Origin of the sequence: Stenotrophomonas sp. TWI377 (assembly GCF_039674525.1) — a bacterium.
Classification (GTDB): Bacteria; Pseudomonadota; Gammaproteobacteria; order Xanthomonadales; family Xanthomonadaceae; genus Stenotrophomonas.
Genome location: NZ_JBDJNT010000019.1, coordinates 49,089 through 75,255, shown reverse-complemented (window position 1 = coordinate 75,255; position 26,167 = coordinate 49,089). Strand labels below are relative to the sequence as shown.

Here is a 26,167-nt window from a genome sequence, read left to right as displayed (position 1 = left end):
GCGCGGTCCCGGACGCCCCATGGGGTTATGGACGGTTTGTGCCGGCCGCGGGCCGGCACCATCGTACACCCGTCCGGCATCTTGTGGTGGCGGGCCAGCGGCCGGCACTACCCCTCAGGTGGACGCGGTGCGGATCGCCTCGGGCAACGGCGCGCTCTTGCCGGTCTGCGTGTCCATCCAGACCACTACCACGTTGCCGTCCGAATACAGCGTGCTGTCGTTCTTCTCGTCCACGATGCGGTGGCCGATGGTCACGCTGCTGTTGCCGAGGCGCTCGACGAACAGCTCCACCACGATGTCGTTGGGCCACACGATCGGCAGGCGGTAGTTGACGTTCGTGGCCGCCACCACCGGGGCGATGCGGTCGGTCATCGAAACGCCTTCCACGCCCAGCATCCAGCGCACGCGCGCTTCTTCCAGGTAGGAGATGTACTTGGCGTTGTTCACGTGGCCCATGCTGTCCATGTCGCGCCAGCGGATGCTGATCGGCACGCGGGCGAGGATCTTGTGCTCGTTGCTCATGCGGTCTTCTTCCTGGTCTTGCTGGGGGCTTTGGTCGCGGCGGTCTTGCGCACGGCCTTCTTCGGTTCCGGCTTGGCCTTGCGCGGCGGGCGGGCGTCGGGCTTGTTGGCCACGGCCGCCGGCTGTTCCGGGCGCGCGCTGGTGGAGGGCAGCATCTTGGCCAGGAACTGGCCGGTGTACGAGGTCGGGCAGGCCGCCACGTCTTCCGGCGTACCGGTGACCAGGATGGTGCCACCGCGGTGGCCGCCTTCCGGACCCAGATCGACGATCCAGTCGGCGGTCTTGATCACATCCAGGTTGTGCTCGATCACCACCACCGTGTTGCCTTCGTCGCGCAGCTTGTGCAGCACGCCGAGCAGCGCTTCGATGTCGTGGAAATGCAGGCCGGTGGTCGGCTCATCCAGGATGTACAGCGTGCGCCCGGTATCGCGGCGCGACAGTTCCTTGGACAGTTTCACGCGCTGCGCTTCACCACCGGACAGCGTGGTCGCGCTCTGGCCCAGCTTGATGTAGCTCAGGCCCACATCGACCAGCGTTTCCAGCTTGCGCGCGATGCTCGGCACCGGTTCGAACAGCTTCAGCGCATCTTCGACGGTCATCTGCAGCACGTCGTTGATGTTGTAGCCCTTGTAGAGGATCTCCAGCGTTTCGCGGTTGTAGCGCTTGCCGTGGCAGACATCGCAGGGCACGTACACGTCCGGCAGGAAGTGCATTTCCACCTTGATCAGCCCATCGCCCTGGCACGCTTCGCAGCGGCCACCGCGCACGTTGAAGCTGAAACGGCCCGGCGAATAACCGCGCGCACGCGCTTCGGGCACTTGCGCATACAGCTCGCGCAGCGGCGTGAACAGACCGGTGTAGGTGGCCGGGTTCGAGCGCGGGGTGCGGCCGATCGGCGACTGATCGATGTCCACCACCTTGTCGAACAGATCCAGCCCGTCCACTTCCTTGTAGGGCGCGATCGGGTGCGAGGAACCGTTGATCTCGTTGGCGGCCAGCGAGAACAGGGTGTCGTTGATCAGGGTCGACTTGCCCGAGCCGGACACGCCGGTGATGCAGGTCAGCAGGCCCGAGGGAATATCCAGGTCCACGCCCTTGAGGTTGTTGCCGCTGGCACCGCGCAGGTGCAGCGTCATCTTCGGGTTGGGCTTGTGCCGGCGCGCCGGGATCTCGATGGCGCGCTTGCCCGACAGGTACTGGCCGGTCAGTGAACGCGGCGCATCCAGGATGTCCTGCAGCGTGCCCTGGCCGACGATCTCGCCGCCGTGCACACCCGCGCCCGGACCGATGTCCAGCACGTAGTCGGCCAGGCGGATCGCGTCTTCGTCATGCTCGACCACGATCACCGTGTTGCCGAGGTCGCGCAGGCGGGTCAGGGTGCCGAGCAGGCGCTCGTTGTCGCGCTGGTGCAGGCCGATCGACGGCTCATCCAGCACGTACATGACGCCGACCAGGCCGGCACCGATCTGCGAGGCCAGCCGGATGCGCTGGGCTTCGCCACCGGACAGGGTGTCGGCCTTGCGCTCCAGGGTGAGGTAATCCAGGCCGACATCGACCAGGAAGCCGAGACGTTCACCGATCTCCTTGACGATCTTGCCGGCGATCTCGCCGCGCCAGCCGGGCAGGGTCATGCTGCTGAAGAACTTCAGCGCATCGTCGATCGGCATCACCACCAGTTCGGGCAGCGCACGGTCGGCCACGAACACATTGCGCGCGGCCTTGTTCAGGCGCTGGCCCTGGCACTCGGGGCAGTTGCGCTCGCTGATGTACTTGGCCAGCTCTTCGCGGACGGCCGAGGATTCGGTCTCTTTGTAGCGGCGTTCGAGGTTGGGAATGATGCCCTCGAAGCGATGCTTGCGCTGGGTGCGGCCACCGGCTTCGGTGAAGTAGGTGAAGGTGATCGTCTCCTCACCGCTGCCGTACAGCACGGCCTGGCGCACGTCCTCGGGCAGGCTCTGCCAGGGGGCATCGGTGTCGAACTTGTAGTGCTTGGCCAGCGAGGCGATCAGCTGGAAGTAGTACGCATTGCGACGGTCCCAGCCGCGCACGGCGCCGGCCGAGAGCGACAGCTCCGGGTGCACCACCACGCGCGAGGGATCGAAGAACTCGGCCATGCCCAGGCCATCGCAGCCCGGGCACGCGCCGACCGGCGAGTTGAACGAGAACAGGCGCGGTTCCAGCTCCGGCAGCGAGTAATCGCAGACCGGGCAGCTGTACTTGGAAGAGAACAGATGCGCAGGCGCATCCTCCACATCCAGCGACTGCACCGAGACCATGCCGTCGCCCAGCTTCAGCGCGGTTTCAAAGCTCTCGGCCAGGCGCTGCTTGATGTCCTCGCGCGGGCGGAAACGGTCGATCACCGCTTCGATGGTGTGCTTCTGGCGCAGTGCCAGCGGCGGCACCGCATCGATTTCATGCAGCTGGCCGTCCACCCGCACGCGCACATAGCCTTGCGCGCGCAGCTGGTCGAACACCTGGGCGTGCTCGCCCTTGCGCTCGCGGATCACCGGGGCCAGCAGCATGTAGCGCTGCTCGGCATCCAGGGTCAGCACGTGGTCGACCATCTGGCTGACCGTCTGCGCTTCCAGCGGATAGCCGTGGTCCGGGCAGCGCGGGCTGCCGACGCGGGCATACAGCAGGCGCAGGTAGTCGTAGATCTCGGTGATCGTGCCGACGGTCGAGCGCGGGTTGTGCGAGGTCGATTTCTGCTCGATCGAGATCGCCGGGGACAGGCCCTCGATGTGGTCCAGGTCCGGCTTTTCCATCACGCTGAGGAACTGGCGGGCATAGGCCGACAGCGACTCCACGTAACGACGCTGGCCCTCGGCGTAAATGGTGTCGAACGCCAACGAGGACTTGCCCGAGCCGGACAGGCCGGTGATGACAATCAGCTTGTCGCGGGGCAGGTCGAGATCGATGTTCTTGAGATTGTGCGTCCGCGCGCCGCGGATGCGGATGAAATCCATCGCCATGGGGGATCCGTTGTGGGGCTTCGGCTCAGGGAGCCGGCAAGCGGGTGGGGCAATCGGAAACGGCAATCGGTCAGCCTACCGAGCTTGGGATTTGGGGGCAATCGCGGACTTTGCCACCCCCATGTCTCATTCCCTGAGACCCCGCCAGCCGGTTTCCTGAACCGTATTCAGCCAAATCCGGGTCAGAGCAGGGGGTGGGTTGACCCGAAGTGGTTGAAGTCATTAAAATTCCGCTTCTGTCCGCCCTCGATGGCGGCAGTCCATAGACCACAATAACTACAGAGGAAGTCTGGTCATGTACGCAGTACTGGTAACCGGCGGTAAGCAATACCGCGTGGCGCAGGGCGAAACGCTCCGCGTTGAAAAGCTCGAAGTCGAAGTCGGCAACGAGATCAAGTTCGACAACATCCTGATGCTGGGCGACAGCGATGGCATCAAGCTGGGCGACGCGCTGAGCGGCGCTTCGGTCACTGCCAAGGTCGTGTCCCAGGGTCGTGCCGACAAGGTCCGGATCATCAAGTTCCGTCGCCGTAAGCACCACATGAAGCGCCAGGGTCACCGTCAGTACTACACCGAAATCGAGATCACCGGCATTGCCGGTGGCAGCAAGTAATAAGGAGAAGCAGTCATGGCACATAAGAAGGGCGTAGGCTCATCGCGCAACGGTCGCGACTCCAACCCGAAGTACCTCGGCGTCAAGATTTTCGGTGGCCAGGCCATCGATGCCGGCAACATCATCGTGCGTCAGCGCGGCACCCAGTTCCATCCGGGTACCGGCGTTGGCCTCGGCCGTGACCACACCCTGTTCGCGCTCGTCGACGGCAAGGTGGAGTTCTCGGTCAAGGGCCCGAAGAAGCGTCGTACCGTCAGCGTCGTCGCCGAAGCCTGATCTTCAGCGGTACGCAGGCGCCCACGCCACGGCGTGGGGTCGCTGACGAAAGCCCCGCTTCGGCGGGGTTTTTCGTTGGTATCAACTATCGGGCGGGACATTTCCCGCCGCCGGCCCTGGATCGTACCGGGGCCGTTAGACTCTGCGGTGGGGTGCACCTCGCGCCCGCCGCCTCCAGATTGGCATCCAGAATCATGAAACTTGTAGACGAAGCAGAAATCCAGGTGATCGCCGGCAATGGCGGCAACGGCTGCATCGGTTTCCGTCGCGAGAAGTTCATTCCGCTGGGCGGGCCGGACGGTGGCGACGGCGGTAATGGCGGCAGCGTGTGGATCCGCGCCGACGAGAACCTCAACACCCTGGTCGATTTCCGCCATGACCGCATCTTCAAGGCGCAGCGCGGCGAGAACGGCATGGGCCGCCAGGCCTATGGCAAGGGCGGCGAAGACCTGGTCATCACCGTGCCGATCGGCACCGTGATCATGAACGTCAGTACCGACGAAGTGATCGGCGACCTGACCAGCCATGGCGACCGCCTGCTGGTGGCCAAAGGTGGCCGCGGCGGCTTGGGCAACATGCATTTCAAGAGCTCCACCAACCGCTCGCCGCGCCAGGCGCTGCCGGGCGAAGAGGGTGAAGAGCGCCTGATCAAGCTCGAGCTGAAGCTGCTGGCCGACGTGGGCCTGCTGGGCTTCCCGAATGCCGGCAAGAGCACCCTGATCCGCGCCGTGTCCGCGGCGACCCCGAAGGTGGCCGATTACCCGTTCACCACGCTGTACCCCAATCTGGGTGTCGTGCGCGTGGAGAACTACCGCAGCTTCGTGATCGCCGACATTCCCGGCCTGATCGAGGGTGCGGCCGACGGCGCTGGGCTGGGCGCGCAGTTCCTGCGCCACCTGCAGCGCACCCGCCTGCTGCTGCACCTCGTGGATATCTCCCCGATGGAAGGCGGCGTGGAAGGCGTGTCGCCGATCGAGCAGGTCCGGGCGATCGAGCGTGAGCTGGAAAAGCACGACCCGGAGCTGCTGAACAAGCCGCGCTGGCTGGTGCTGAACAAGGCCGACCTGATGTTCGAGGACGAGGCCAAGGCCGCCGCCGAGAAGATCGTTGCCGAGCTGGGCTGGACCCAGCCGTGGTACCTGGTCTCGGCCCTCGGCCGTGAAGGCACCTGGCCGATCATGAACAACATCATGGCCTTCTTTGATCGCCAGAAGGAAGACGAGGCGCAAGCGCGCGATGCGTACTGAGCGCGCCCGCGCGCCCCTGAGAAACCCGGCTCCGGCCGGGTTTTTCTGTGGTGCCGCCGTCGCCGCCAGCCGGGCTGGACGTCGCAGATCGCAGGCAACAAAAAACCCGGCCGGGGCCGGGTTTTTATCTGCGGCTGGATCGAAGCCACGCGGGGCGTGGCTCTACGACACCCGCAGCGCCGTATCAGGCGGCCTTGATGGCCTTGATGCGCGCGGTCAGGCGGCTCTTATGGCGAGCAGCCTTGTTCTTGTGGATCAGACCACGCGAGCTGAAACGGTCGAGGATCGGCTGGGCAACAGCGAAGGCTGCCTCGGCGCCGGCGGCGTCATTGGCATCCAGAGCCTTGATCACCTTCTTGACAGCGGTGCGCAGCATCGAACGCTGAGCCGTATTGCGCGCGTTGCGCACGACGGTCTGCTTGGCGCGCTTCTTGGCGGACTTGATATTGGCCACAGTGGTGGTTTCCTGAAAAATCGGTGTAATGGGAACAGCAAGCTGGAAAGTATGATGGCTCGAAAAATGTACGTCAAGTCAATTGTCAAGAGGGAACACGGGTGAGTTCACCAAGGATGTTGCGGGGCCTGCTGTCTTTCAGCAGCATGACCATGATTTCGCGGGTGTTGGGGCTGGTTCGCGACCTGGTCATCACCACCACGTTCGGCACCAATGCGGTGACGGACGCCTTCTGGGTCGCCTTCCGGGTGCCCAATTTCCTGCGCCGGCTGTTCGCCGAGGGCTCGTTCGCCACTGCGTTCGTCCCGGTGTTCACGGAGGTGAAGGAAACCCGCTCGCATGCCGAACTGCGCGAACTGATGTCGCGCGTGGCGGGCACCTTGGGAGCCGTCCTGCTGCTGGTCACCGCACTGGCGTTGATCTTCGCGCCGCAGCTGGCGACCCTGTTCTCCAGCGGAGTGGATACCGACCCGGCCAAGCACGGCCTGCTGGTGGACCTGTTCCGGCTGACCTTCCCGTTCCTGCTGTTCGTGTCGCTGACCGCGCTGGCCGGCGGGGCGCTCAACAGTTTCCAGAAGTTTGCGATGCCGGCGCTGACCCCGGTGATCCTCAACCTGTGCATGATCGCCGGTGCGCTGTGGCTGGCCCCGCGGCTGGGGGGCACCCCGGAGAAGCAGATTCTGGCCCTGGGCTGGGCGGTGCTGGCCGCCGGCCTGCTGCAGCTGCTGTTCCAGCTGCCGTCGCTGAAGGGCATCAACCTGCTGACCCTGCCGCGCTGGGGCTGGCAGCACCCGGGGGTGCGCAAGGTGCTGACCCTGATGGTGCCGACCCTGTTCGGTTCCTCGATCGCGCAGATCAACCTGCTGCTGGATACGGTGATCGCGGCCAAGCTGACCGACGGCTCGCAGTCCTGGCTGTCGCTGGCCGACCGCTTCCTGGAACTGCCGCTGGGCGTGTTCGGCGTGGCGCTGGGCACGGTGATCCTGCCGGCGCTGGCCCGCCACCATGTCAGTACCGACAAGGCCGGCTTCTCCAGTGCGCTGGACTGGGGCCTGCGCACCACGCTGTTGATCGCCATCCCCGCCATGCTGGGCCTGCTGCTGCTGGCCGAGCCGCTGATCGCCACCGTGTTCCAGTACGGCCGCTTCACCGCGTTCGATACCCGCATGACCGCGCTGTCGGTGTACGGCCTTAGCTTCGCCCTGCCAGCCTTCGCGCTGCTCAAGGTGGTGCTGCCGGCCTTCTATGCCCGCCAGGACACTCGCACCCCGGTCCGCGCCGGTGTGGTCGCGCTGGTGGCCAACATGGTCTTCAACTTCATCCTGCTGGCCGTGCTGTACCACGTGATGGTGCCGGAGGCGCTGAAAGCGCAGGGCGTCTGGGTCGCGTTGGGCAAGCAGCCGGGCCTGCATCTCGCGCTGGGTATCGCCAGCGCGCTGTCCAGTTATCTGAACCTTGGCCTGCTCTGGTATTGGCTGGGCAAGACCGATGTCTACCAGCCCAAGGCGGGGTGGGGCGGCTATGCGACCAAGCTGGGGCTGGCCTGCCTGGCCATGGTGGCGGTGCTGCTGGGCCTGCGCTACGGGATGGCGGACTTCACCGGCATGGATAAATGGCACCGGATCGGCAACCTCGCGCTGCTGGTCGGCGGTGGCGGTCTGACCTATCTGGTGGCCCTGGTCGCCATGGGCTTCCGTCCGCGCCACCTGCGGGAGCATTGATCCGGGGGCAGCCCGGCTATACTTCATGGCTATCTCTTGCAAAGCATCGGCCCTGGTGGGTCGCATTCCACGTAGATGAGCAGGCTGTTTAGAAGCGTCGAAGGCGGGCAACTGTTCCCGCACGGAAGCGTGGTCTGCATCGGCGCATTCGACGGCCTGCACCTGGGTCATCGTGCGTTGGTGCGCCACGCCGTTTCGCGCGCGCGCGCGCTGGGCGTGGCCGCCGTGGCGGTGGCCTTCGAGCCGCTGCCGCGCGAATACTTCGCCCAGGGTGAGCCGCCGCCGCGGTTGACCCTGGCCCGCGACAAGGTCGCCATGCTGCGCGAACTCGGCGTGGATGCGGTCGGCCTGCTGCGCTTCGATGCGCGCATGGCCGCGATGCAGGCCGAGGCGTTCGTCGAGCAGCTGCTGGTGCACCGGCTGAGCGCGCGTGAAGTGTGGATCGGGCCGGAGTTCTGCTTCGGCAACCGCCGCAAGGGCGATCTGGCCCTGCTGCAGGCGATGGGCGGCGAGCGTGGCTTCAGTGCCGGTGAGATCGAGCCGGTCGACCTGCATGGCGAGCGCATCTCCAGCACCCGCATCCGCCAGCTGCTGCGCGCCGGTGATTTCAGCCATGCCGGCGATCTGCTGGGCAGGCCGTATACGATTGGGGGCAGGGTAGTGCGCGGCCGCCAATTGGGCCGTACGCTGGGCTTCCCGACCGCCAACCTGCGCTTTCCGAAGACGCCGGCGCTGTCGGGGATCTACGCGACCTGGGTCCACGGTGTGTTCGACCAGCCGTGGCCGTCGGTCTCCAGCTTCGGTACGCGTCCCACCGTGGATGGCGTGGAGCCGCTGCTGGAAGCGCACCTGTTTGATTTCCAGGGCGACCTGTACGGCCGCCACATCGATGTCGAGTTCGTCGCCAAACTGCGCGATGAAGAAAAGTTCCAAGATCTGGCTGCGCTGACCGACCAGATGCACCGTGACGCCGAACAGGCCCGTCACATCCTTTCCGAACACAGATTGCGAGCCACTGCGTGAGCCAGGACTACAAAGCCACCCTTCATCTGCCGGCAACCGAATTCCCGATGCGCGGCGACCTGCCCAAGCGCGAGCCGGGCATTCTGTCGCGCTGGGAGGACGAGGGCCTTTACGCCCGCCTGCGCGACAACGCGCAGGGCCGCCCGCTGTTCGTGCTGCACGACGGCCCGCCCTACGCCAATGGCCAGATCCACCTCGGCCACGCCGTCAACAAGATCCTCAAGGACATCATCGTCAAGTCGCGCTACCTGGCCGGCTTCGATGCGCCCTACGTGCCGGGCTGGGATTGCCACGGCCTGCCGATCGAGATCGCGGTCGAGAAGAAGTGGGGCAAGGTCGGCGTCAAGCTCGATGCGGTCGCGTTCCGCCAGAAGTGCCGCGAGTTCGCCGAAGAGCAGATCGAACTGCAGCGCCGCGACTTCAAGCGCCTGGGCGTGATCGGCGATTGGGACAACCCGTACAAGACGCTGAGCTTCGATTTCGAAGCCAACGAAATCCGTGCGCTTTCCAAGGTGTTCGCCAACGGTCACATCGTGCGCGGCGCCAAGCCGGTGCACTGGTGCTTCGACTGTGGCTCGGCGCTGGCCGAGGCCGAAATCGAATACCAGGACAAGACCTCGCCGGCGATCGACGTGGCCTACGTCTCGCGTGACGCGCAGCAGCTGGCCGAACGCTTCGGCGTGACGCTGCCGGCTGATGTCGAGGTGGCGGTGCCGATCTGGACCACCACCCCGTGGACGCTGCCGGCCTCGCTGGCGGTGTCGCTCGGTGCGGAGATCGAATACGTGCTGGCCGAAGGCCCGGCCCACAACGGCAAGCGCCGTTGGCTGGTGCTGGCCGCCGCGCTGGCCGAGCGTTCGCTGCAGCGCTACGGCGTGGAAGGCCTGGTCGTGCACGGTCGTGCCACCGGCGCCGCGCTGGAAAATCTGCTGCTGGCCCATCCGTTCTACCCGCAGCGCGACATCCCGCTGCTCAACGGCGCCCACGTCTCCGACGAAGACGGTACCGGTGCGGTGCATACCGCCCCGGGCCATGGCCAGGAAGACTTCGTGGTCAGCCAGCAGTACGGGCTGATGGAGAAGTACAACGCCGGCCAGATCAACCCGGTCGACGGCCGTGGCGTGTACCTGTCCTCGACCCCGCCGGCCGGCGATGTCGAGCTGGCCGGCGTGCACCTGTGGAAGGCGCAGCCGCTGATCATCGATGTGCTGCGCGACTCCGGTGCGCTGCTGGCCTTCGTTGAGATCGTGCACAGCTACCCGCATTGCTGGCGCCACAAGACCCCGGTCGTGTTCCGCGCCACCCCGCAGTGGTTCATCTCGATGGACAAGGCCAACCTGCGCCGCGACGCGATGGCCGCGATCGACAGCGTCGGCTGGTTCCCGGGCTGGGGCAAGGCGCGCATCGGCTCGATGGTCGATGGCCGCCCGGACTGGTGCATCAGCCGCCAGCGCACCTGGGGCGTGCCGATCGCGCTGTTCACCCACCGCGAAACCGGTGAGCCGCACCCGCGCACCGTCGAATTGATGCAGCAGGTCGCCGACCGCGTGCAGGCCGAAGGCATCGACGTGTGGTACTCGCTGGACAGCGCCGAGCTGCTGGGCGATGAAGCGCCGCAGTACGAGAAGGTCACCGACATCCTCGATGTCTGGTTCGACTCGGGCGTGACCCATGAAGGCGTGCTGCTGGCGCGTGGCTTCGGCAAGCCGGCCGATCTGTACCTGGAAGGCTCTGACCAGCACCGCGGCTGGTTCCAGTCCTCGCTGCTGACCGGCGTGGCCATCGACAAGCAGGCCCCGTACAAGCAGTGCCTCACCCACGGCTTCACCGTGGATGAGAAGGGCCGCAAGATGTCCAAGTCGCTGGGCAACGGCATCGAGCCGCAGGACATCATGAAGACCCTGGGCGCGGACATCCTGCGCCTGTGGATCGCCTCGGCCGACTACAGCAATGAAATGTCGCTGTCGCAGGAGATCCTCAAGCGCAACGCGGATGCCTACCGGCGCCTGCGCAACACCGCGCGCTTCCTGCTCGGCAACCTGGACGGCTTCGACCCGGCCCAGCATCTGGTGGCCCCGGCCGACATGGTCGCGCTGGACCGCTGGATCGTGCATCGCGCCTTCGAGGTGCAGGAGAAGATCAAGGCGGCGTACACCGGCTACAACATGGCCGAGATCGTGCAGCTGCTGCTGAACTTCTGCAGCGTGGATCTGGGCTCGGTGTATCTGGATGTCACCAAGGACCGCCTGTACACCATGCCGGTGGACTCGCGCGGCCGCCGCTCGGCGCAGACCGCGATGTACCACATCGCCGAAGCGTTCACGCGCTGGATCGCGCCGATCCTGAGCTTCACCGCCGATGAGCTGTGGGGGTACCTGCCGGGCGAGCGCAAGGAGAACGTGCTGTTCGCCACGTGGTACGAGGGCCTGGCCCCGCTGCCGGCCGATGCACCGCTCAACGCCGCCGACTTCGATCAGCTGCTGGCCCTGCGCGAGCAGGTCGCCAAGGTGCTCGAGCCGATGCGCGCCAACGGTGCGATCGGTGCGGCGCTGGAAGCGGAGATCACCGTCGCCGCCGATGCCGAGACCGCCGCGCGCTGGCAGCCGCTGGCCGAGGAGCTGCGCTTCCTGCTGATCAGCGGTGACGTGCAGGTGCGCCCGGCGACCACCGACGAGGTGTTCGTCAGCGCCCAGCCGACCGGCAAGCAGAAGTGCGTGCGCTGCTGGCATTACCGCGCCGATGTCGGCTCGGTCGCTGCGCACCCGGAACTGTGCGGCCGCTGCGTGACCAACATCGACGGTGCCGGCGAAGACCGGCGGTGGTTCTGATGACCGCCGCCCGTCCGCGTCCGAACGCGCTGATCTGGCTGCTGCTGTCGGCAGTGATCATCATCGCCGACCAGTGGAGCAAGGCCTGGGTGCTGTCCAGCCTGCCCGAGTACGAGCCGGTGGTGGTCATCGAGGGCTTCTGGAACTGGTACCGCACCTACAACACCGGCGCGGCATTCAGCTTCCTGAGCGATGCCGGTGGCTGGCAGCTGTGGTTCTTCACCGCACTGGCGGTGGGCATCAGCGGCCTGATGGCCTACTGGATGTGGGGCACCGCGCGCGGTGCCTGGCGCAGCGCCGTGCCTTACGCGCTGGTGATCGGCGGGGCGATCGGCAACGTGATCGACCGCCTCATGCACGGTCACGTGGTCGACTTCATCCAGTGGCATATCGGGGACCATTACTGGCCCTCGTTCAACATCGCTGATTCGGCGATCGTGGTCGGCGCGGTGGGTATCGCCCTGTTCGGCCTGTTCGACGGCAAGGCGGCCAAAAAAGCGGGATAATTCCCTCCTGTATCCGTAACAACCCGGCTTACGCCGGCCGGAGTATCTGACCGATGGATGTGTTGCTTGCCAATCCGCGTGGTTTCTGTGCCGGTGTCGATCGTGCGATCGAGATCGTCAAGCGCGCGATCGAGACCCTGGGTGCGCCGATCTATGTGCGCCACGAGGTCGTGCACAACCGGTTCGTGGTCGATGACCTCAAGGCCCGCGGCGCGATCTTCGTCGAGGAGCTCGACGAAGTGCCGGACGACAACACGGTGATCTTCAGCGCCCACGGCGTGTCCCAGGCCGTGCGCCAGGAAGCCGACCGCCGTGGCCTGAAGGTGTTCGACGCGACCTGCCCGCTGGTCACCAAGGTGCACCTGGAAGTGGCCCGCCACTGCCGCGCCGGCCGCGACGTGGTGCTGATCGGCCACGCCGGGCACCCGGAAGTGGAAGGCACGATGGGCCAGTGGAGCCGCGAGCGCGGCACCGGCCAGATCTATCTGGTGGAGGATGTGGAAGACGTCGCCACGCTGGTCATCGACCAGCCGGAGAACTTCGCCTACACCACCCAGACCACGCTCTCGGTGGATGACACCCGCAGCATCATCGACGCGCTGCGCACCCGCTTCCCGGCGATGCAGGGCCCGAAGAACGACGACATCTGCTACGCCACGCAGAACCGCCAGGACGCTGTGCGCGATCTGGCCAAGCGTTGTGATCTGGTGCTGGTGGTCGGTTCGCCCAACAGCTCCAACTCCAACCGCCTGAGTGAACTGGCGCGCCGTGATGGCGTGGAGTCCTACCTGATCGACGGTGCCGACGAGATCGATCCGGCGTGGGTGGCCGGCAAGAAGCACATCGGCCTGACCGCGGGCGCCTCGGCACCGCAGGTCCTGGTGGATGGTGTGATCGCGCGCCTGAAGGAGCTCGGCGCTACCGGCGTCGGTGAACTGGAGGGCGAGCCCGAATCGATGGTGTTCGCGCTGCCGAAGGAACTGCGGCTGCGGCTGGTCGACTGACCCGCAGCATTCCGCCACGCATGCCGTGGCGCTGCCCCGGTAGTGCCGGCCGCTGGCCGGCAGCACACCCCGGTAGGCCCTGATCCCATCCGGCGGACAGAACATCACCGCGCGCCGCTGTGCCAATCATGGCCGCAACGCGACGCATGACCTTTGGCCATGGGGCAGGGCGCAGGCGGAGGGCTAGGATCAAGAGCTTCCCCCGCTGGAGCCTGCCTGATGAAGATGCGTGCCATTGCCCTGTCCGTGTTGCTGGCCGTGTCCGCCACCGGCGTGCAGGCGCAGACACCGCCGCCGCAGGACGTGGCCTTCCCGGGCCTGCTGCGTATCGACGTGGACGCGCGCGACATCGGACGACGCATCTTCAAGGTCAAGGCCACGGTGCCGGCCAAGCCTGGCCCGCTGACCCTGCTGTACCCGCAGTGGCTGCCCGGCGCACATTCACCGAGTGGCCCGATCGACAAGCTCGCCGGCCTGGTCGTCACCGCCAACGGCACGCCGCTGCAGTGGACGCGTGATCCGTACGACGTCTATGCCTTCACCGTGGAGGTCCCGCAGGGCGCCAGCGAAGTGGTGGCCGAGTTCAAGTTCCTCTCTTCGCAGGGCGCCCAGGGTCGCGTGGTGATGACCCCGGACATGCTCAACCTGCAGTGGAATGCCAATTCGCTGTACCCGGCCGGGGTGATCACCCGCAACATCCAGGCGCAGGCCACCGTCACGCTGCCGCCGGGCTGGTCATATGCCACCGCGCTGGATACCGAGCGCCGCGAGGGGGACACGGTGGTGTTCAAGCCGATCAGCTACGACCACCTGGTCGACTCGCCGCTGTTCGCCGGGCGCCACTTCCAGCGCTTTGATCTGGATCCCGGCGCGAAGGTGCCGGTCCATCTGAATGTCTTCGCCGATGAGGCCAAATCGCTGGCGGCCAAGCCCGAGCAGATCCAGGCGCATCGCGCGCTGGTGCAGCAGATGTACAAGCTCTACGGCGCACGCCATTTCGACCGCTACGAGTTCCTGCTGGCGTTGACCGACAAGCTTGGCGGCATCGGCCTGGAGCATCAGCGCTCCAGTGAGAACAGCGGCGACACCGGCTACTTCACCGAGTGGGACAAGACCTGGCTGGGCCGCGATCTGCTGCCGCACGAGTTCAATCACTCCTGGAACGGCAAGTACCGTCGTGGCGCCGATCTGACCACGGCCAACTTCAACGTGCCGATGGGCGATAGCCTGCTGTGGCTGTACGAAGGCCAGACCCAGTTCTGGGGCCAGGTGCTGGCCGCGCGCTCCGGGCTGTGGAGCCCGCAGCAGACCCGGGACGTGCTGGCCAATGTGGCGGGCACTTACGACCGCGGTCGCCCCGGCCTGGCCTGGCGCAACCTGCAGGACACCACCAACGACCCGACCATCGCCCAGCGCCGCGCGCTGGCGTTCCGCAACTATCAGATGAGCGAGGACTACTACTCCGGCGGCCAGATGGTGTGGCTGGACGTGGAGGGCAAGCTGCGCGCGCTGACCGGCAACAAGCGCGGCCTGGATGATTTCGCCAAGGCGTTCTTCGGCATGAACGACGGTGACTGGAACGTCCATCCGTACACCTTCGAAGAGGTGGTGAGCACGCTCAATGGCGTGGCGCCGTTCGACTGGGCCAGCTTCCTGCGCGAGCGCCTGGACGGGCACGGGCCGCTGACCGGCGGTCTGGAAGCGGCCGGCTGGAAGCTGGTCTACACCGATACGCCGAACGAAGCGTTCAAGGCGCAGGAAACCCGCGGCAAGAACAGCAACCTGCTGTACTCGATTGGCCTGTCCGTCAGCGAGTCCGGTTACATCGGCGACGTGCTGTGGGACAGCCCGGCGTTCAATGCCGGCCTGATTCCCGGCATGAGCGTGGTCGCGCTCAATGGCCGCGTGTTCAAGGCCGAGCAGTTGAAGGAGGCGATCACCGCGGCCAAGACCGACAAGGCGCCGCTGACGCTGCTGGTGAAGAGCTTCGATCGCATCGATACGGTGACGCTGGATTATCACGATGGGCTGAAGTATCCGTCGCTGGAGCGCATCGCGGGCAAGCCGGATCGGTTGGCGGAGTTGTGGAAGGCTCGGTGAGTGGGCTGAACAGTGTCCCTCGACACACGATGCGCGACGCCTCTGCAGCCAATCTGGAGTGGACGCGATGGGTCTTCAGCGTCGGGCGCGTTTCTAGCAATGGACTTCAGTAGCGGCTGAAACGGTTCCGGTTCTGGCAGATCCAGCTTGCCGGCAAGATCCTGGTGCCCATTGGCGCATCCAATCGAAGGGCACGGCAATGTTGGAGAGGAGGGGGAGGACAGCAATGCTGTCCTCCCCCCGCCAATATCATTCGTCGTCACCGTCTCCCAGCTCTGCTGCACCACTATCTTCCAGCCGCGCCGCAGTGGCGACCAATTGCCAGCGGGTATCCTTGACATTCCAAGGAAGGGCCTCCTGCTTTCTCAGTAATCTGAATTCGCCACCGCGGAACGCATAAGTGCGCAACTGCGTGAAGTGTCGAGTTCGGCCTCTGATCTCGAACTGGATGACGAATGCGATGAGTTGCCCGCTGGACGTCCACTGACTCTGGATGCTCTCCAGATTCGCATCATGGTGACGGATGTCGCTATAGCCGATGTAGACGGACAGTGCCTCCGGGTCTAGCTTCGAGGCATCGCTCAACTTCTGGATCTCATTGACGCGCGCCTCAAAGCGCGGTTGGATCCATTCCCACTCAATCTTGGCCCAGCTTCGACGCTTTGCGGTCTGGATCACTGCATCCGTTCGATTGCCCGTTTCAAAGCAAGTGAAGTAGCCCAGCAGATCAGCCGCCTGCTTTATCACTGATGCAATGTGCGTCGTCCACACTGCCCGCCGCCCGAAATCGGTGTGCACGGGAGTTATTGGAAAGTCGCGGAACCACAGCGTATTGAAGAGACTCACGAGATCCCTCTCTCGACGATTCATTTGATGCTTCCTTTCATGGTTGAGGATAAACAGAACTGCTAACGGCTCGTCAGCGAAAAACCTTAGCCCGCAGTAGGCTTCCGTGTTCAAGTGTGTGACGTAGGCGAAACGGCACCAGATGTAGACGCAAGGATCCCGTGTAGGTGTCGCACACGTTGAGATACGCTCAAGCTAAGGAGCGCCCGTGGATGCGAGGGTGAATCTGCATCTGCCACAGCGCTCTCCGGCAGGGAGCAGGGAGTGAACGTCGAAAAAACGTGCGCAGTCAATAGGTCGCCAGCTCAGTCCGCGACTTCCACATCCTGGGCGCTCTCGCACGCTCGCTTCGGCGCACACAGGCGATCCAGCAGCGCCAACGTGACCCCGTTGCTCCAGCCGAAGCCATCCTGCAGCGGGTACTCGCCACCGCCGCCGCCGGTCGCCGAACCGTCCACCACATATTTCTCCACCAGCTTGCCCTCGCGGTCGTACACCGTCTGCACGGTGTGCAGGAAGCGCGTGCCAATCCGGCGGGCGAGGGTGTCCTGCCCATAGCGCTGCAGCCCGTCCACCGCAACCCACTGCAGCGGCGCCCAGCCATTCGGGGCATCCCATTGCTGGCCGGTCGTCACGGTGGTGGTCAGCAGCCCGCCATCGCGCAGCAACTGAGCCTGGACGGCCTCCGCGGTACGGCGCGCCTGCGTGCGACCAGCGACGTCCAGCCACAAGGGGAACAACGCCGCCGCGGTCAGGGCAGGGCGGGTCTGGCCGCGCTCCAGATCGCGATCCACGTACCAGCCTTGCTCGTCATCCCAGAGCAGCTGGTTGATGGCGTGCTGACGTGTCTTCGCGAGTTGGGTAAAGGTGCGTGCAGCGCTGCGATCACCGGCCGCCTTGCTGGCGCGGGCCACGGTCGTTTCCAGATGGAACAGCAGGCTGTTCAGATCCACCGGCACGATCGCCGTCGTGTGGATGCTCGCCAATACTGACGGCTCGGCGAGCCAGCGTGAGCTGAAATCCCAGCCCGATTCCGCACCGGCGCGCAGGTCGCGATACACCTGCGAAGGGGCGCGCTGCGGCGCCAGGGCGGCGGTGGCCAGATCGTCCATCCACGACTCGGTGCGCGGCACCGCGCGGTCGTCCCAATAGCGGTTGAGCAGTTGCCCGTCCGCCAGCCGCACGACGCGTTCGCGCGCCTCGCCCGCTGCCAGCGTTGCCGCGCCGCGCATCCAGAACGCATGCTCGATGCGCAGCTGCGGCAGGTAACGGCGGTAGGCATCATCGCCTTCGTGGGTGGCGAGTAGATCCACCATCAGGCTGAAGAAGGGCGGCTGCGAGCGGCTGAGGTAGTAGCTGCGGTTGCCGTTGGGAATATGGCCGTAGCTGTCGAGCTGGAACGCGAAGTTGTCCACCATGTCGCGTACCTGCTGCCAGCGGCCACTGGAGGCCAGCCCGAGCAGAGTGAAATAGCTGTCCCAGTAGTACACCTCCCGGAAGCGCCCGCCGGGCACGACGTAGGGCTTGGGCAGCGGCAGCAGCGAGCCGTTCGGATCCACCGTGTCGGTGTTGCGGGTCAGCACGGGCCACAGCCCCTCGATGTGCGCGCGCAGCGTCTCCCCCGCTGGTGGCACGTAGGGCTGGGTGTCACCGGGCACCGCGAAGTGCTCGGAGACGAAACCGGCGAGGTCGAACCCGGGCTGCGTCCTGGCGCGCTGCCACTCGGTCAGGACGGTCGCCGCCGCTTGGCGGGGCACCGCGTCGGCGAAGGTCTTCTGATCCTTGAACACGTGCGCGCCCTGGACCTGCTGGAACAGGGGCTGCCACTGCTGGTCCGGTGTCTGCGGCGTCGGTAGCGTGTCGCGTGCCAGCGCAGTGGCACTCAGCAGCAGGGACGACAGCAGCAGACCGGCCAAGCGGGGACAGGGGCGCATGGGATGCCTCCGGAGGTGGGGGATTCACTGTAGAGGCTGGTGCGTCAAGGGCTGGTACTTCCGGGGCAGGTCGCTCGAGGTCATTGGGGCGCGGCCCTTTGCCGATGCGGCCGCTTCCCTGATTGACCAAAGTGGTCCGCACCCCCTAGAATTCACGACCTCGCCGGAATAGCTCAGTTGGTAGAGCGGCGCATTCGTAATGCGTAGGTCGTAGGTTCGATTCCTATTTCCGGCACCAGATACAGCAGAAAGCCCCGGCCTTGGCCGGGGCTTTTTGTTTGTGGCTCGCTTGGTGGTAGTGCCGGCCAGCGGCCGGCAACCCCAGGTCCGTTCGACGCACCCCGGACTGACATCGGCACCTCGATCCGGTTCGGCTTCGCTGGCGCTTAGCGCCAAGGGCGTTGCTCACGTCAGGATGGTGTGGTCGGCCTCAATCGCCCCGTTGGATTCATGGCGGGTTATTCCTGTGCTATGAATACCCTGCCTTGCTTCAAGGCTCTTTCAGGGATTGGAAGGATGCGCAGGATCGGGGAAACTGCAAGCGGCGTGTCCACCCGCTTCGGGAGATTAAAGGATCCAGTTCGGAAGCTTGGTTCCGTAGGCGCATGGCTATGCTTTGTGCTGTTGCTGGGTCTGGCTGCTGTGCCAACCGCAAGCGCACAAACGGTCACCTACATCCATACCGATGCCCTAGGCTCGGTTGTAGCCAAAAGTGATGCCAATGGCAACGTGATCGAGCGCATCACTTACGAGCCTTATGGCGCTGTCGTAGGTGCGCCGGTTGCTGATGGCCCGGGGTATACGGGGCATGTGAGTGATGCGGAACTGGGCTGAGCTACATGCAGCAGCGGTACATGGATCCGCAGTTGGGGGTGTTCCTGTCCGTCGACCCGGTCACGGCGTATGGTCAGCCGGTAGGGCAGTTCAATCGATATCGTTACGCGAACGGGAATCCGTATCGCTTTAGTGATCCGGATGGGCGACAAGCAGCAGAGCGTTTTGTCGAACAGCATCGTAAGGACATGGAGGCTGGCAATGGCGACGTGTACAAGCCGTTACAGCCCTTTGCGATTGCCGTAACAGGTGTAATGCTTGCCCCCGTGGTAGCTGAGGTGGGCATGGCAGCGCTAGCCAATCCTGCTGCTGTAGCTACCGCGACCGAAATCGGGGCTGGCGCTGCGGGAGTGACAGGGACCGGCGCAGTTGCTGGGAGGATAACAGGGTACACCAAGCACGGTCTGAATCAGGCGATTTCACGTGATGGCGGCAGGGGTGTATCTCCAAAAGCAATTTTGTCGGCAGTTAGAGAGCCCTTAAAGGTAGCGGAGCAGGCCGGAGGCAAGACGGTATACACGGGGAGGGATGCCAAGGTTGTTCTGAACGGTGATGGAAAAGTGATAACTACAATTCCTCGAAATAGTAATGGTGTGAGAGACCCAAAGGTGAAGTGAAATGAGTGGAAAGATGCCGTTGCATTTGCGCATGCTACTTGTGGAGATTTGCGCCAAAAATGGCCGTGATCTGTCATTTGAGAAGCTGGAGGGCGACGAGTGTTTATTCGATGGCAATGAACGGGAGTGGTTGGTTGATGCGCTTGTTCGAGAGCTCTCCGACACTGGCCTGAAATTGGACGATGAACCCAATGAGCGTGGGTTGGAAATCGAAGCTTTGATTGATTTTATCGGGCCGGACTCTGGCACAGGTCTGATGAATCAGTGAGCTTAAACGCGTTAATTGGAGGAGTAGAGCGCTGCGGACGATCCGCATCCAAGCACCGCCTCGCATCCTGTCCTAAGTTGGCCTTGAAGCCACTTACTGACAGTCTGCCCAATGTCATCCGTCCTCACCAAGCGCATCGTTCTCACGTCGGTGCCCCGAGATCGCCCCCTATGAGCTCAGGGACGCCCAGGTTCGTGGTCTGATTCTTCGCGTGCAGCCCTCTGGACACAAGGCATGGATCGTCACCTGGGCGCACGGAAAACGTCGCACACTGGGGTCGCTCGAACATCTGACACTCGATCAAGCCCGCGACCAAGCCCGTCAAGCCGTTGCTGAGTACGTTCAGTCGGGATTGCCGACGCTCGCGAAGACCAAGCCCAAAAGTTGCACGCTCGAGACGCTGCTCAATGATCATTTCGAACCCTGGGCGGTTGCTGAGCTCAAGGGTGGTCGTCAGTATCCGGATCGCATCCGATCAGTCTTCCCGTGGCTGTTACGCCGTCAGATCATTGAGATTGACGTTCCGACCATGGAACGGTGGTGGCGCGGGCGTGTCACTGGCCCTGATGCCGTCACAAAGGCTACCGCAGCGCGCGACTTTGCTTGCCTGCGGTCAGCGCTTTCGCGGGCTGTGGAGTGGAAGTTGATCGAGACCAATCCCCTCATGGGCATGCGTCAGCGATCAGCAGCTAGCCGCAAGGTGATGGCCCGGCGTACACCGGGCATGTGAGGATTCGGCCACCGGGCTGAGCTATATGCAGCAACGGTACATGGATCCGCAGTTGGGTGTTTTCCTGTCTGTGGATCCGGTGACTGCGTATGACCAGCCGGTTGGGCAGTTCAATCGATACGGTTATGCGAATGGTAATCCGTACAAGTTCAAAGATCCTGATGGAAGGTCCGCCACATGTGGTGAAATGTCATGCACAATCGAATGTACCAGCGGATTTACGTGCGCCGTAGACTATGTATACGTGGGGACAGTGTATGGAGGGCGGCTGCTTCGGAATGCGGTCGAGTCGATTCTGCCACTTATTCAGCAGTCTCAATCACCCAAAGGTGATGCTCCTGCGTTGCCTGGAGGATTGGTAGGAAGTGAAGATAAGGGAAGCAGGCAGCAGGGAGGGCGTGTCAATAACGGCCCGCTGGCGCCGGAAAATGGTGGGGCGGGGGATGGGCTGAAAGATTTCGGTACTTTAACCGGCGGGAAGTTCGGTCCAGCACCTGAAGGTTCACGATTGCCAGAGGGGACGCAGGTTGGTGAGAACGGTGTAATCTATCGACCAGGAAACACTGGTTCTGGCCCTCGAGTCGATATTCCGGCAAATGGTGAAAAGCCTCATGAGACGCTACATTACCCCAAGCCGACTCCGCTGCGAGAGAGGTCGGACCTGTGAGCGATCTTAACTATCTGTTGGAGTCGCGCCTGGCCGATGGCTCCGATGTCTATATCGATTCGGGCGTGAATCCGAGCGAGTATCTTGAAGGGCTTGCGAATGACATCAGGCGGAATGCATGTCAGCCTTTTGAACTGTCTGCGGTGGTAATGGCGCCAGGTATTCCGGGATTTGACGATGGTGAAGAGATCACTGGGGTGTGCGTCGCCAAGGAGGGTGGGCGCTGGCTGGTCTACCGGGCGAAGGAGGATCTGTTCTACGCGTTTTGGGGGGCAAGGCCCGAGCAGCTTGGAGCTCACGGCGTTTTTGGAAGTCCGTTGTACTGCTGGTCAGCGTGAGGGAGGTGCGGGAGATTGGCGGCGGCGATCCGGGACAGCCGCCACGTAAGCCGGGCGAGGTGATCCCATGATGCGGGGAGCGATATTGCACCGGCCGCTGAGGCTGACTGGGCTGAAGGCGCTGGTTTTGTGTGGGCTCGCAATAGCGTCGCTACAGGCGCAGGGACAAACGGTTACCTACATCCATACCGATGCCCTGGGCTCGGTTGTGGCCGAGAGCGATGCCAGTGGCAACGTGATCGAGCGCATCAGTTACGAGCCTTATGGCGCTGTCGTAGGTGCGCCGGTTGCTGATGGCCCTGGGTATACGGGGCATGTGAGTGATGCTGCTACTGGACTAAGCCAGATGCAGCAGCGGTACATGGATCCGCAGCTGGGGATGTTCCTCTCGATCGACCCTGTGACGGCGTATGAGCAGCCGGTGGGTCAGTTCAACCGATACCGGTATGCGAACTCGAACCCTTACAAGTTCACGGATCCAGACGGGCAGAGTGCCACGCTTCTCATCCCTATCGTGGTTATCCCGATCGTAGTCGCAACCACCTATTACGCTACGACAAGTTCAGAACAGCGTGCAGATCTCGGCAATAAATTGGAAAGCGCTGTAAGGGGGGTGTTCCAGAAGTCCGAGTCGACCCCGCAGCAACCAGCTCTTCAGGGCGATGGATCGATAGCGTCTGAGGGCGCCTCGGGGAATCGATTTCCTGATCGAGCGCTGCCAACCAAGCCTAGTGGCGAGCCAGCGCCTGATCCTGATGCGGGCGGGCCCCATACTCAATTGGGACAGAAAGAAGGCAGAAACGGAAAGTATGACCAGGCCCGTGAGTTCGATGGGCAGGGCAGGCCGGTCAAGACAATCGACTTTACTGACCATGGGAGACCTGGAAGCCATACAAGTCCCCATGAGCATCCTTACGAGTCTAACGGTACTGGTGGGACACCATCCCGGGCGAAGGCCCGGCCACTCAATGGAGGCTGATCGCGATGAATACTGACGAATGGGGTTTTCCGATAACCGGATCAAAAGTCAGCCAGGTGCTCAGAGGGCACTTCAGCCCGGAGGATATCTGGGAGCTGTCCTCCTTGGATGTTCCATCTGGAGAATTGAAAGCTCCGTCGCTCGATGTACTAAGAGAAAAGCTCTCTGAACAAGGTTCTCGCATTTCTACCGCAGGGTTATGCGAGGCTTTGGAAGGTGCTCCCCAGGTCTGGATCCTTGACATTCGCTTGGCTTCCGACAGAAATGTCGTGCTGTACATTGAAGATGGCGAAATATTCGAGATCAACCTTGAACGAGCCTAGGTACGCTTTGTACCTGGTGCGCATGTGGTAGGTCGTAGGTTCGATTCCTATTTCCGGCACCAGATACAGCAGAAAGCCCCGGCCTTGGTCGGGGCTTTTTGTTTGGGGCGGCGTGGAACTCATTGATTGGTGAGGGATTCGTTGCGAGCCGATCGTCGCAAGCATCAATGCTGCTCGTTGCGGAAGGTTTGCATCCGTATGGGTGTTGAGGGGCGCATTCGGAAGCCTGGCTTCCAGAGCACTTATGACTGAGCAGGGTCGGACCCTGACCAAATAGCTCGAAGACATGAAGCTTGGAGCTTTAGTTTGCAAGAGCGAATGCAGCAAAGTGCGGCATCAATCCCCTAGACTCGCCTTTAGTCGCCAGGCGATTGGAGAAAGCAGCAATGGGCTATCAGTTGTGGACCCGGCCTTTGCCGGATCTGAAGTGACGACCAAACTGCTCAACTTCAGTGATAAATCCGGCAAGAATGTCGAAGCGACTAGTGGCCGAAGAACGGTGGAGCAAAACCGAACGGTGGGTGGCGCTAGTCGGAGCCAGCACTTACAGGACAACGCGGCAGACGCACGGATCAATGGGAGCACAGCTAAGCGGACCGCTGATGCGGGCCATGGTTCCGGCGAATTCAACCGGGTCAATCAATATACTGATGGCCGCGGCGTTCATGTGGATCTTAAGCAGGATGGAACGCAGGGACGTTTCACTGACTGGAAACCCAAAAAATGAAGATCATCTCCGGCGGAGCTTGGCTCATGATGCTAGTGGCATGCAGCCCTGCTCCCTCCGACGTAAGGGATCTGGCCAAGCAGACGCCTACTGAAGCTGTCCCCTTGGTGGCAGGCATTGATGCCAGCAGTGGCTCCCTTGCGGGCCTGCGTATTGGGATGACCAAGGACCAGCTTTTCGCAGCCGGCAATCCCATCATTGAACGTTCGGTTATGCAGGAAGGAGACGAGTACATAGTCATGGATGTCTCGTTACCCGACGGTCTGGTTGTCGAATGCTGGTTCGACCAAGGCAGGATAGAGAAGCTGCGGACCACCTCCGAGGGATTGTTAGATGAGAAGGGAGTTGGTGTTGGCTCCACGTTGGTGGCGCTGAAGGCTGCCTATCCGGACGGTCGTCTTGTCACGGGAAATGAAGACGGCAGGCGCTATGCGAACTTCGTCAACCGCTCCAGAGTGGTCTTCGAGATGGACATGGCTGGGCTTCCACAAGCGTGTTTCCACGATGAAAGCAAGGAATGCGAGGTGCATCCGAACTTGCGTGTGCATGGCGTTGTCCTGTATTCCGGTCCAAGCACGTAGGGCAGGTGTTCCAGGCAAGTCTGGTGACTGGATTGGCCTGGGATGTTCAAGGCAATCTCCAGCTACGCAATGGGCGGAAGTCCGACTTCAACTTTGGCAATAGGCTGCGTGAAGTGAAGGAGGAGGCGGAGCGCTAGGCCTACGATTCCTATAGGCGGAGTGCGGTGGCGCACGATGCCCAGGGGCAACGCCTGCGCGCGATGTATTCGTTGGCCGGAAAGGTGGTGCACGAAGAGCGACGAGGAAAGGGCGCCTCGGAGTACATCTATGTAGGTGGTCGACTGCTGGCGACCCGCAGCTCGACAGGTGTTAGCTGGACGCATGTGGATGCGTTGGGCAGCCCGGTCGCTGTCACGGATCGCACAGGCAGCGTTGTCGAGCGCGGCCGGATTGAGCCGTATGGTGCCGAGTTGGGTGGGCAGGTCAAGGATGGGCCTGGCTACACCGGGCATGTGAGCGATTCGGCAACAGGTCTGGTTTACATGCAGCAGCGGTACATGGATCCGCAGCTAGGGATGTTCCTGTCGGTTGATCCGGTGACGGCTTATCAGAAGCCGGTTGATCAGTTCAATCGCTATCGGTATGCGAATGGCAATCTGTAAAAGTTCAAAGACCCTGACGGTCGCATTGTCGAGATCGTATGGGACATTGCCAACATCGCGACGAGTACGATCAGCGCTTTAGCCAAGGCAACGTGGGGGCGGGTATTGTCGCCGGCGGGCTACATCAAATATGAGAACGCAGGTAAGCAAGGTGTTGATCCATATTCAGGAAAGACCCTGCCCAATTCCAAGTCGCATTTTCCAATCAAGTAGCGGGAGAAACGTCACATGAACGAGCATCGATCAGACACTTTTCAACATCTAAAAGGCAAGTATGTAACGTTGACCGTCGAGGATGAGCAGCTTCGGGTTGGAACTGATGATGGATGGTCGCTTCATATTTATAACGGATACACGCTCTCCTGCGGCGTGCGGATGGGCGCACTGACACATGCGTCGCTCCGATTGAAATTGGTCGATTGCCTGGTCGATGACGTCAAAATGACCATGATGTTTTCGGGCGATAAATTTCTCACCGTCGACTTGACGGACGACGGATACTCCGGGCCGGAGGCCATGCAGCTGAACGGGCCCGACGGTAGCATCGTTATCTGGGGCTGAGCCTGCTTCTTCAGATAATGATGAATAGCGCATTTCTGAAGATAATGAAGGGCAAGGACGAACGCATCTTAGCTGCATGCGGTTTCAGTGAACTTGCCCGTGCGTGGGCGCGGTGACGGCTTATCAGAAGCCGGTTGATCAGTTCAATCGCTATCGGTATGCGAATGGCAATCCTTACAGGTTCACTGATCCGGATGGGCGGCAGGCACTTAAGATGCCTATCCCTTGCATTATCACTTTGCCTTTAGATAATCGTGGCGGGAACATCCAGCAAAACGAAGACTCATCACGGGGGGTGGGGTGGGACTAGATATGATGACTGGTTGTTTGCGGAAGCTGAAGTTGCTCTCGGTTCTGTCGGATGCGCAACCGCCAGACAATCCGATTATTGCTAATGGCTGGGCGGGGATTGCATTTGACAGAAATTGCTATGCGGATCTTGCCCCGACAGACGTTTGGAATGCCTGGTTGGATGTGCATATACGGCAGTCCCGCTCATCTAGCGCAATAGGGATTGCGTCCTTTGAAGACCTGGCTGCCGGCAAAGAAGAATGCAGCGTGGAGCCCGATCTTGACTCGCTGCGCCGGTATTGGATGGAAGGTGAGCGGTTTCTGCGCGATCACTACCTGTTTTCGTCCTCGTTCAACTGGGTGGTTCGCCTCGATCAGGACGTGACCCTGTTTGCGGCAGAGCGAGATTTCATGCGCGAGGTGATCGACCGTCTTCATGGTTTGAGCGGTGTCATGGAGCGAATGGTCGAGGATTTTGACCCTGGAGAAGACGATCCGGTTGGGTTGCGAAGATTTCTGTCTGACATCACAGATGAGCTGCGCCGTTGACATGTTCGTAAGTGCCTTGCCATAACTTTGTCGATGAGACTTCGATGGCGGATG

General features: G+C 62.7%; 27 protein-coding genes and 1 tRNA gene. 23 read left to right on the top strand and 5 right to left on the bottom strand.

Going from position 1 to position 26,167, the window contains the following annotated elements; genetic code table 11:
* Positions 1-114: 114 nt before the first annotated feature.
* Positions 115-522: a thioesterase family protein gene (locus ABE546_RS15435; protein ID WP_346464374.1), complete on the bottom strand. Its 408-nt coding sequence runs from the start codon at positions 520-522 to the stop codon at positions 115-117.
* Positions 519-3,494 (bottom strand): excinuclease ABC subunit UvrA, encoded by a 2,976-nt coding sequence (gene uvrA / locus ABE546_RS15430; protein ID WP_313217596.1) that lies wholly within the window; start codon positions 3,492-3,494, stop codon positions 519-521. Before uvrA ends, ABE546_RS15435 begins: the two co-directional genes overlap by 4 nt.
* 295 nt (positions 3,495-3,789) lie before the next feature.
* Between uvrA and rplU the strand changes: the two genes are divergently transcribed.
* From rplU to obgE, 3 genes are all read left to right on the top strand, one after another.
* Complete coding sequence (gene rplU / locus ABE546_RS15425) at positions 3,790-4,107, top strand: 50S ribosomal protein L21 (RefSeq protein ID WP_019184518.1); 318 nt, start codon at positions 3,790-3,792, stop codon at positions 4,105-4,107.
* 15 nt (positions 4,108-4,122) lie between these two features.
* Entirely contained in the window at positions 4,123-4,383 is a 261-nt protein-coding gene (gene rpmA, locus ABE546_RS15420) for a 50S ribosomal protein L27 (protein ID WP_019184517.1), read from the top strand.
* 194 nt (positions 4,384-4,577) lie between these two features.
* On the top strand, positions 4,578-5,630 hold the full coding sequence (gene obgE / locus ABE546_RS15415) for a GTPase ObgE (protein WP_313217598.1): 1,053 nt from the start codon (positions 4,578-4,580) through the stop codon (positions 5,628-5,630).
* A 184-nt stretch (positions 5,631-5,814) separates the two neighbouring features.
* On the opposite strand, the gene rpsT is transcribed toward obgE, so the two are convergent.
* Positions 5,815-6,084: a 30S ribosomal protein S20 gene (rpsT, locus tag ABE546_RS15410; RefSeq protein WP_019184515.1), complete on the bottom strand. Its 270-nt coding sequence runs from the start codon at positions 6,082-6,084 to the stop codon at positions 5,815-5,817.
* Between the two features lie 116 nt (positions 6,085-6,200).
* Here rpsT and murJ point away from each other — a divergent pair, with 116 nt between their 5' ends.
* From murJ to ABE546_RS15380, 6 genes are all read left to right on the top strand, one after another.
* Positions 6,201-7,805 (top strand): murein biosynthesis integral membrane protein MurJ, encoded by a 1,605-nt coding sequence (gene murJ, locus ABE546_RS15405; RefSeq protein WP_313211121.1) that lies wholly within the window; start codon positions 6,201-6,203, stop codon positions 7,803-7,805.
* Positions 7,806-7,880: 75 nt separating this feature from the next.
* A complete protein-coding gene (locus ABE546_RS15400; RefSeq protein ID WP_313217600.1) occupies positions 7,881-8,828 on the top strand; it encodes a bifunctional riboflavin kinase/FAD synthetase in 948 nt (315 codons plus the stop codon).
* A complete protein-coding gene (gene ileS / locus ABE546_RS15395) occupies positions 8,825-11,656 on the top strand; it encodes an isoleucine--tRNA ligase (RefSeq protein ID WP_346464372.1) in 2,832 nt (943 codons plus the stop codon). The genes ABE546_RS15400 and ileS overlap by 4 nt, the downstream gene beginning before the upstream one ends.
* The gene (gene lspA / locus ABE546_RS15390) at positions 11,656-12,162 is read left to right on the top strand and encodes a signal peptidase II (protein WP_346464370.1); all 507 of its coding nucleotides are present in this window, start codon (positions 11,656-11,658) and stop codon (positions 12,160-12,162) included. Before ileS ends, lspA begins: the two co-directional genes overlap by 1 nt.
* 53 nt (positions 12,163-12,215) lie before the next feature.
* Positions 12,216-13,166, top strand: a complete 951-nt coding sequence (gene ispH, locus ABE546_RS15385) for a 4-hydroxy-3-methylbut-2-enyl diphosphate reductase (protein WP_123728670.1) — start codon at positions 12,216-12,218, stop codon at positions 13,164-13,166.
* Positions 13,167-13,385: 219 nt separating this feature from the next.
* Entirely contained in the window at positions 13,386-15,266 is a 1,881-nt protein-coding gene (locus tag ABE546_RS15380; protein WP_346464368.1) for a peptidase M61, read from the top strand.
* Positions 15,267-15,515: 249 nt separating this feature from the next.
* Here the strand turns inward: ABE546_RS15380 and ABE546_RS15375 are convergent, their stop codons facing one another.
* Both ABE546_RS15375 and treA read right to left on the bottom strand, forming a co-directional pair.
* The gene (locus ABE546_RS15375; RefSeq protein WP_346464367.1) at positions 15,516-16,136 is read right to left on the bottom strand and encodes a hypothetical protein; all 621 of its coding nucleotides are present in this window, start codon (positions 16,134-16,136) and stop codon (positions 15,516-15,518) included.
* Positions 16,137-16,417: 281 nt separating this feature from the next.
* On the bottom strand, positions 16,418-18,046 hold the full coding sequence (gene treA / locus ABE546_RS15370; protein WP_346464365.1) for an alpha,alpha-trehalase TreA: 1,629 nt from the start codon (positions 18,044-18,046) through the stop codon (positions 16,418-16,420).
* 162 nt (positions 18,047-18,208) lie between these two features.
* On the opposite strand from treA, the gene ABE546_RS15365 reads away from it, so the two are divergent.
* The 14 genes from ABE546_RS15365 (at position 18,209) to ABE546_RS15300 (ending at position 26,113) form a co-directional block, all read left to right on the top strand.
* Positions 18,209-18,284: transfer RNA gene (locus ABE546_RS15365), tRNA-Thr, on the top strand.
* Between the two features lie 233 nt (positions 18,285-18,517).
* A complete protein-coding gene (locus tag ABE546_RS15360) occupies positions 18,518-18,880 on the top strand; it encodes a hypothetical protein (protein WP_346464363.1) in 363 nt (120 codons plus the stop codon).
* A 20-nt stretch (positions 18,881-18,900) separates the two neighbouring features.
* The gene (locus tag ABE546_RS15355) at positions 18,901-19,497 is read left to right on the top strand and encodes an RHS repeat-associated core domain-containing protein (RefSeq protein ID WP_346464361.1); all 597 of its coding nucleotides are present in this window, start codon (positions 18,901-18,903) and stop codon (positions 19,495-19,497) included.
* A gap of 1 nt (position 19,498) precedes the next feature.
* Entirely contained in the window at positions 19,499-19,765 is a 267-nt protein-coding gene (locus ABE546_RS15350; RefSeq protein WP_346464359.1) for a hypothetical protein, read from the top strand.
* Positions 19,766-19,925: 160 nt separating this feature from the next.
* Positions 19,926-20,495 (top strand): Arm DNA-binding domain-containing protein, encoded by a 570-nt coding sequence (locus ABE546_RS15345; RefSeq protein WP_346464376.1) that lies wholly within the window; start codon positions 19,926-19,928, stop codon positions 20,493-20,495.
* Positions 20,496-20,535: 40 nt separating this feature from the next.
* A complete protein-coding gene (locus ABE546_RS15340; RefSeq protein WP_346464357.1) occupies positions 20,536-21,162 on the top strand; it encodes an RHS repeat-associated core domain-containing protein in 627 nt (208 codons plus the stop codon).
* Complete coding sequence (locus ABE546_RS15335; RefSeq protein WP_346464355.1) at positions 21,159-21,500, top strand: hypothetical protein; 342 nt, start codon at positions 21,159-21,161, stop codon at positions 21,498-21,500. The genes ABE546_RS15340 and ABE546_RS15335 overlap by 4 nt, the downstream gene beginning before the upstream one ends.
* 67 nt (positions 21,501-21,567) lie before the next feature.
* Entirely contained in the window at positions 21,568-22,479 is a 912-nt protein-coding gene (locus ABE546_RS15330; protein ID WP_346464353.1) for an RHS repeat-associated core domain-containing protein, read from the top strand.
* A gap of 5 nt (positions 22,480-22,484) precedes the next feature.
* Entirely contained in the window at positions 22,485-22,802 is a 318-nt protein-coding gene (locus ABE546_RS15325) for a hypothetical protein (RefSeq protein WP_137188916.1), read from the top strand.
* Positions 22,803-23,088: 286 nt separating this feature from the next.
* A complete protein-coding gene (locus tag ABE546_RS15320; RefSeq protein WP_346464351.1) occupies positions 23,089-23,529 on the top strand; it encodes a D-Ala-D-Ala carboxypeptidase family metallohydrolase in 441 nt (146 codons plus the stop codon).
* Positions 23,526-24,110, top strand: coding sequence for a hypothetical protein (locus tag ABE546_RS15315; RefSeq protein ID WP_346464349.1), 585 nt, complete (start codon positions 23,526-23,528; stop codon positions 24,108-24,110). The genes ABE546_RS15320 and ABE546_RS15315 overlap by 4 nt, the downstream gene beginning before the upstream one ends.
* 164 nt (positions 24,111-24,274) lie before the next feature.
* Positions 24,275-24,712: an RHS repeat-associated core domain-containing protein gene (locus ABE546_RS15310; RefSeq protein ID WP_346464347.1), complete on the top strand. Its 438-nt coding sequence runs from the start codon at positions 24,275-24,277 to the stop codon at positions 24,710-24,712.
* A 228-nt stretch (positions 24,713-24,940) separates the two neighbouring features.
* Positions 24,941-25,273, top strand: coding sequence for a hypothetical protein (locus tag ABE546_RS15305; RefSeq protein ID WP_313211092.1), 333 nt, complete (start codon positions 24,941-24,943; stop codon positions 25,271-25,273).
* A gap of 315 nt (positions 25,274-25,588) precedes the next feature.
* Positions 25,589-26,113: a hypothetical protein gene (locus ABE546_RS15300; protein ID WP_346464345.1), complete on the top strand. Its 525-nt coding sequence runs from the start codon at positions 25,589-25,591 to the stop codon at positions 26,111-26,113.
* Positions 26,114-26,167 lie beyond the last annotated feature (54 nt).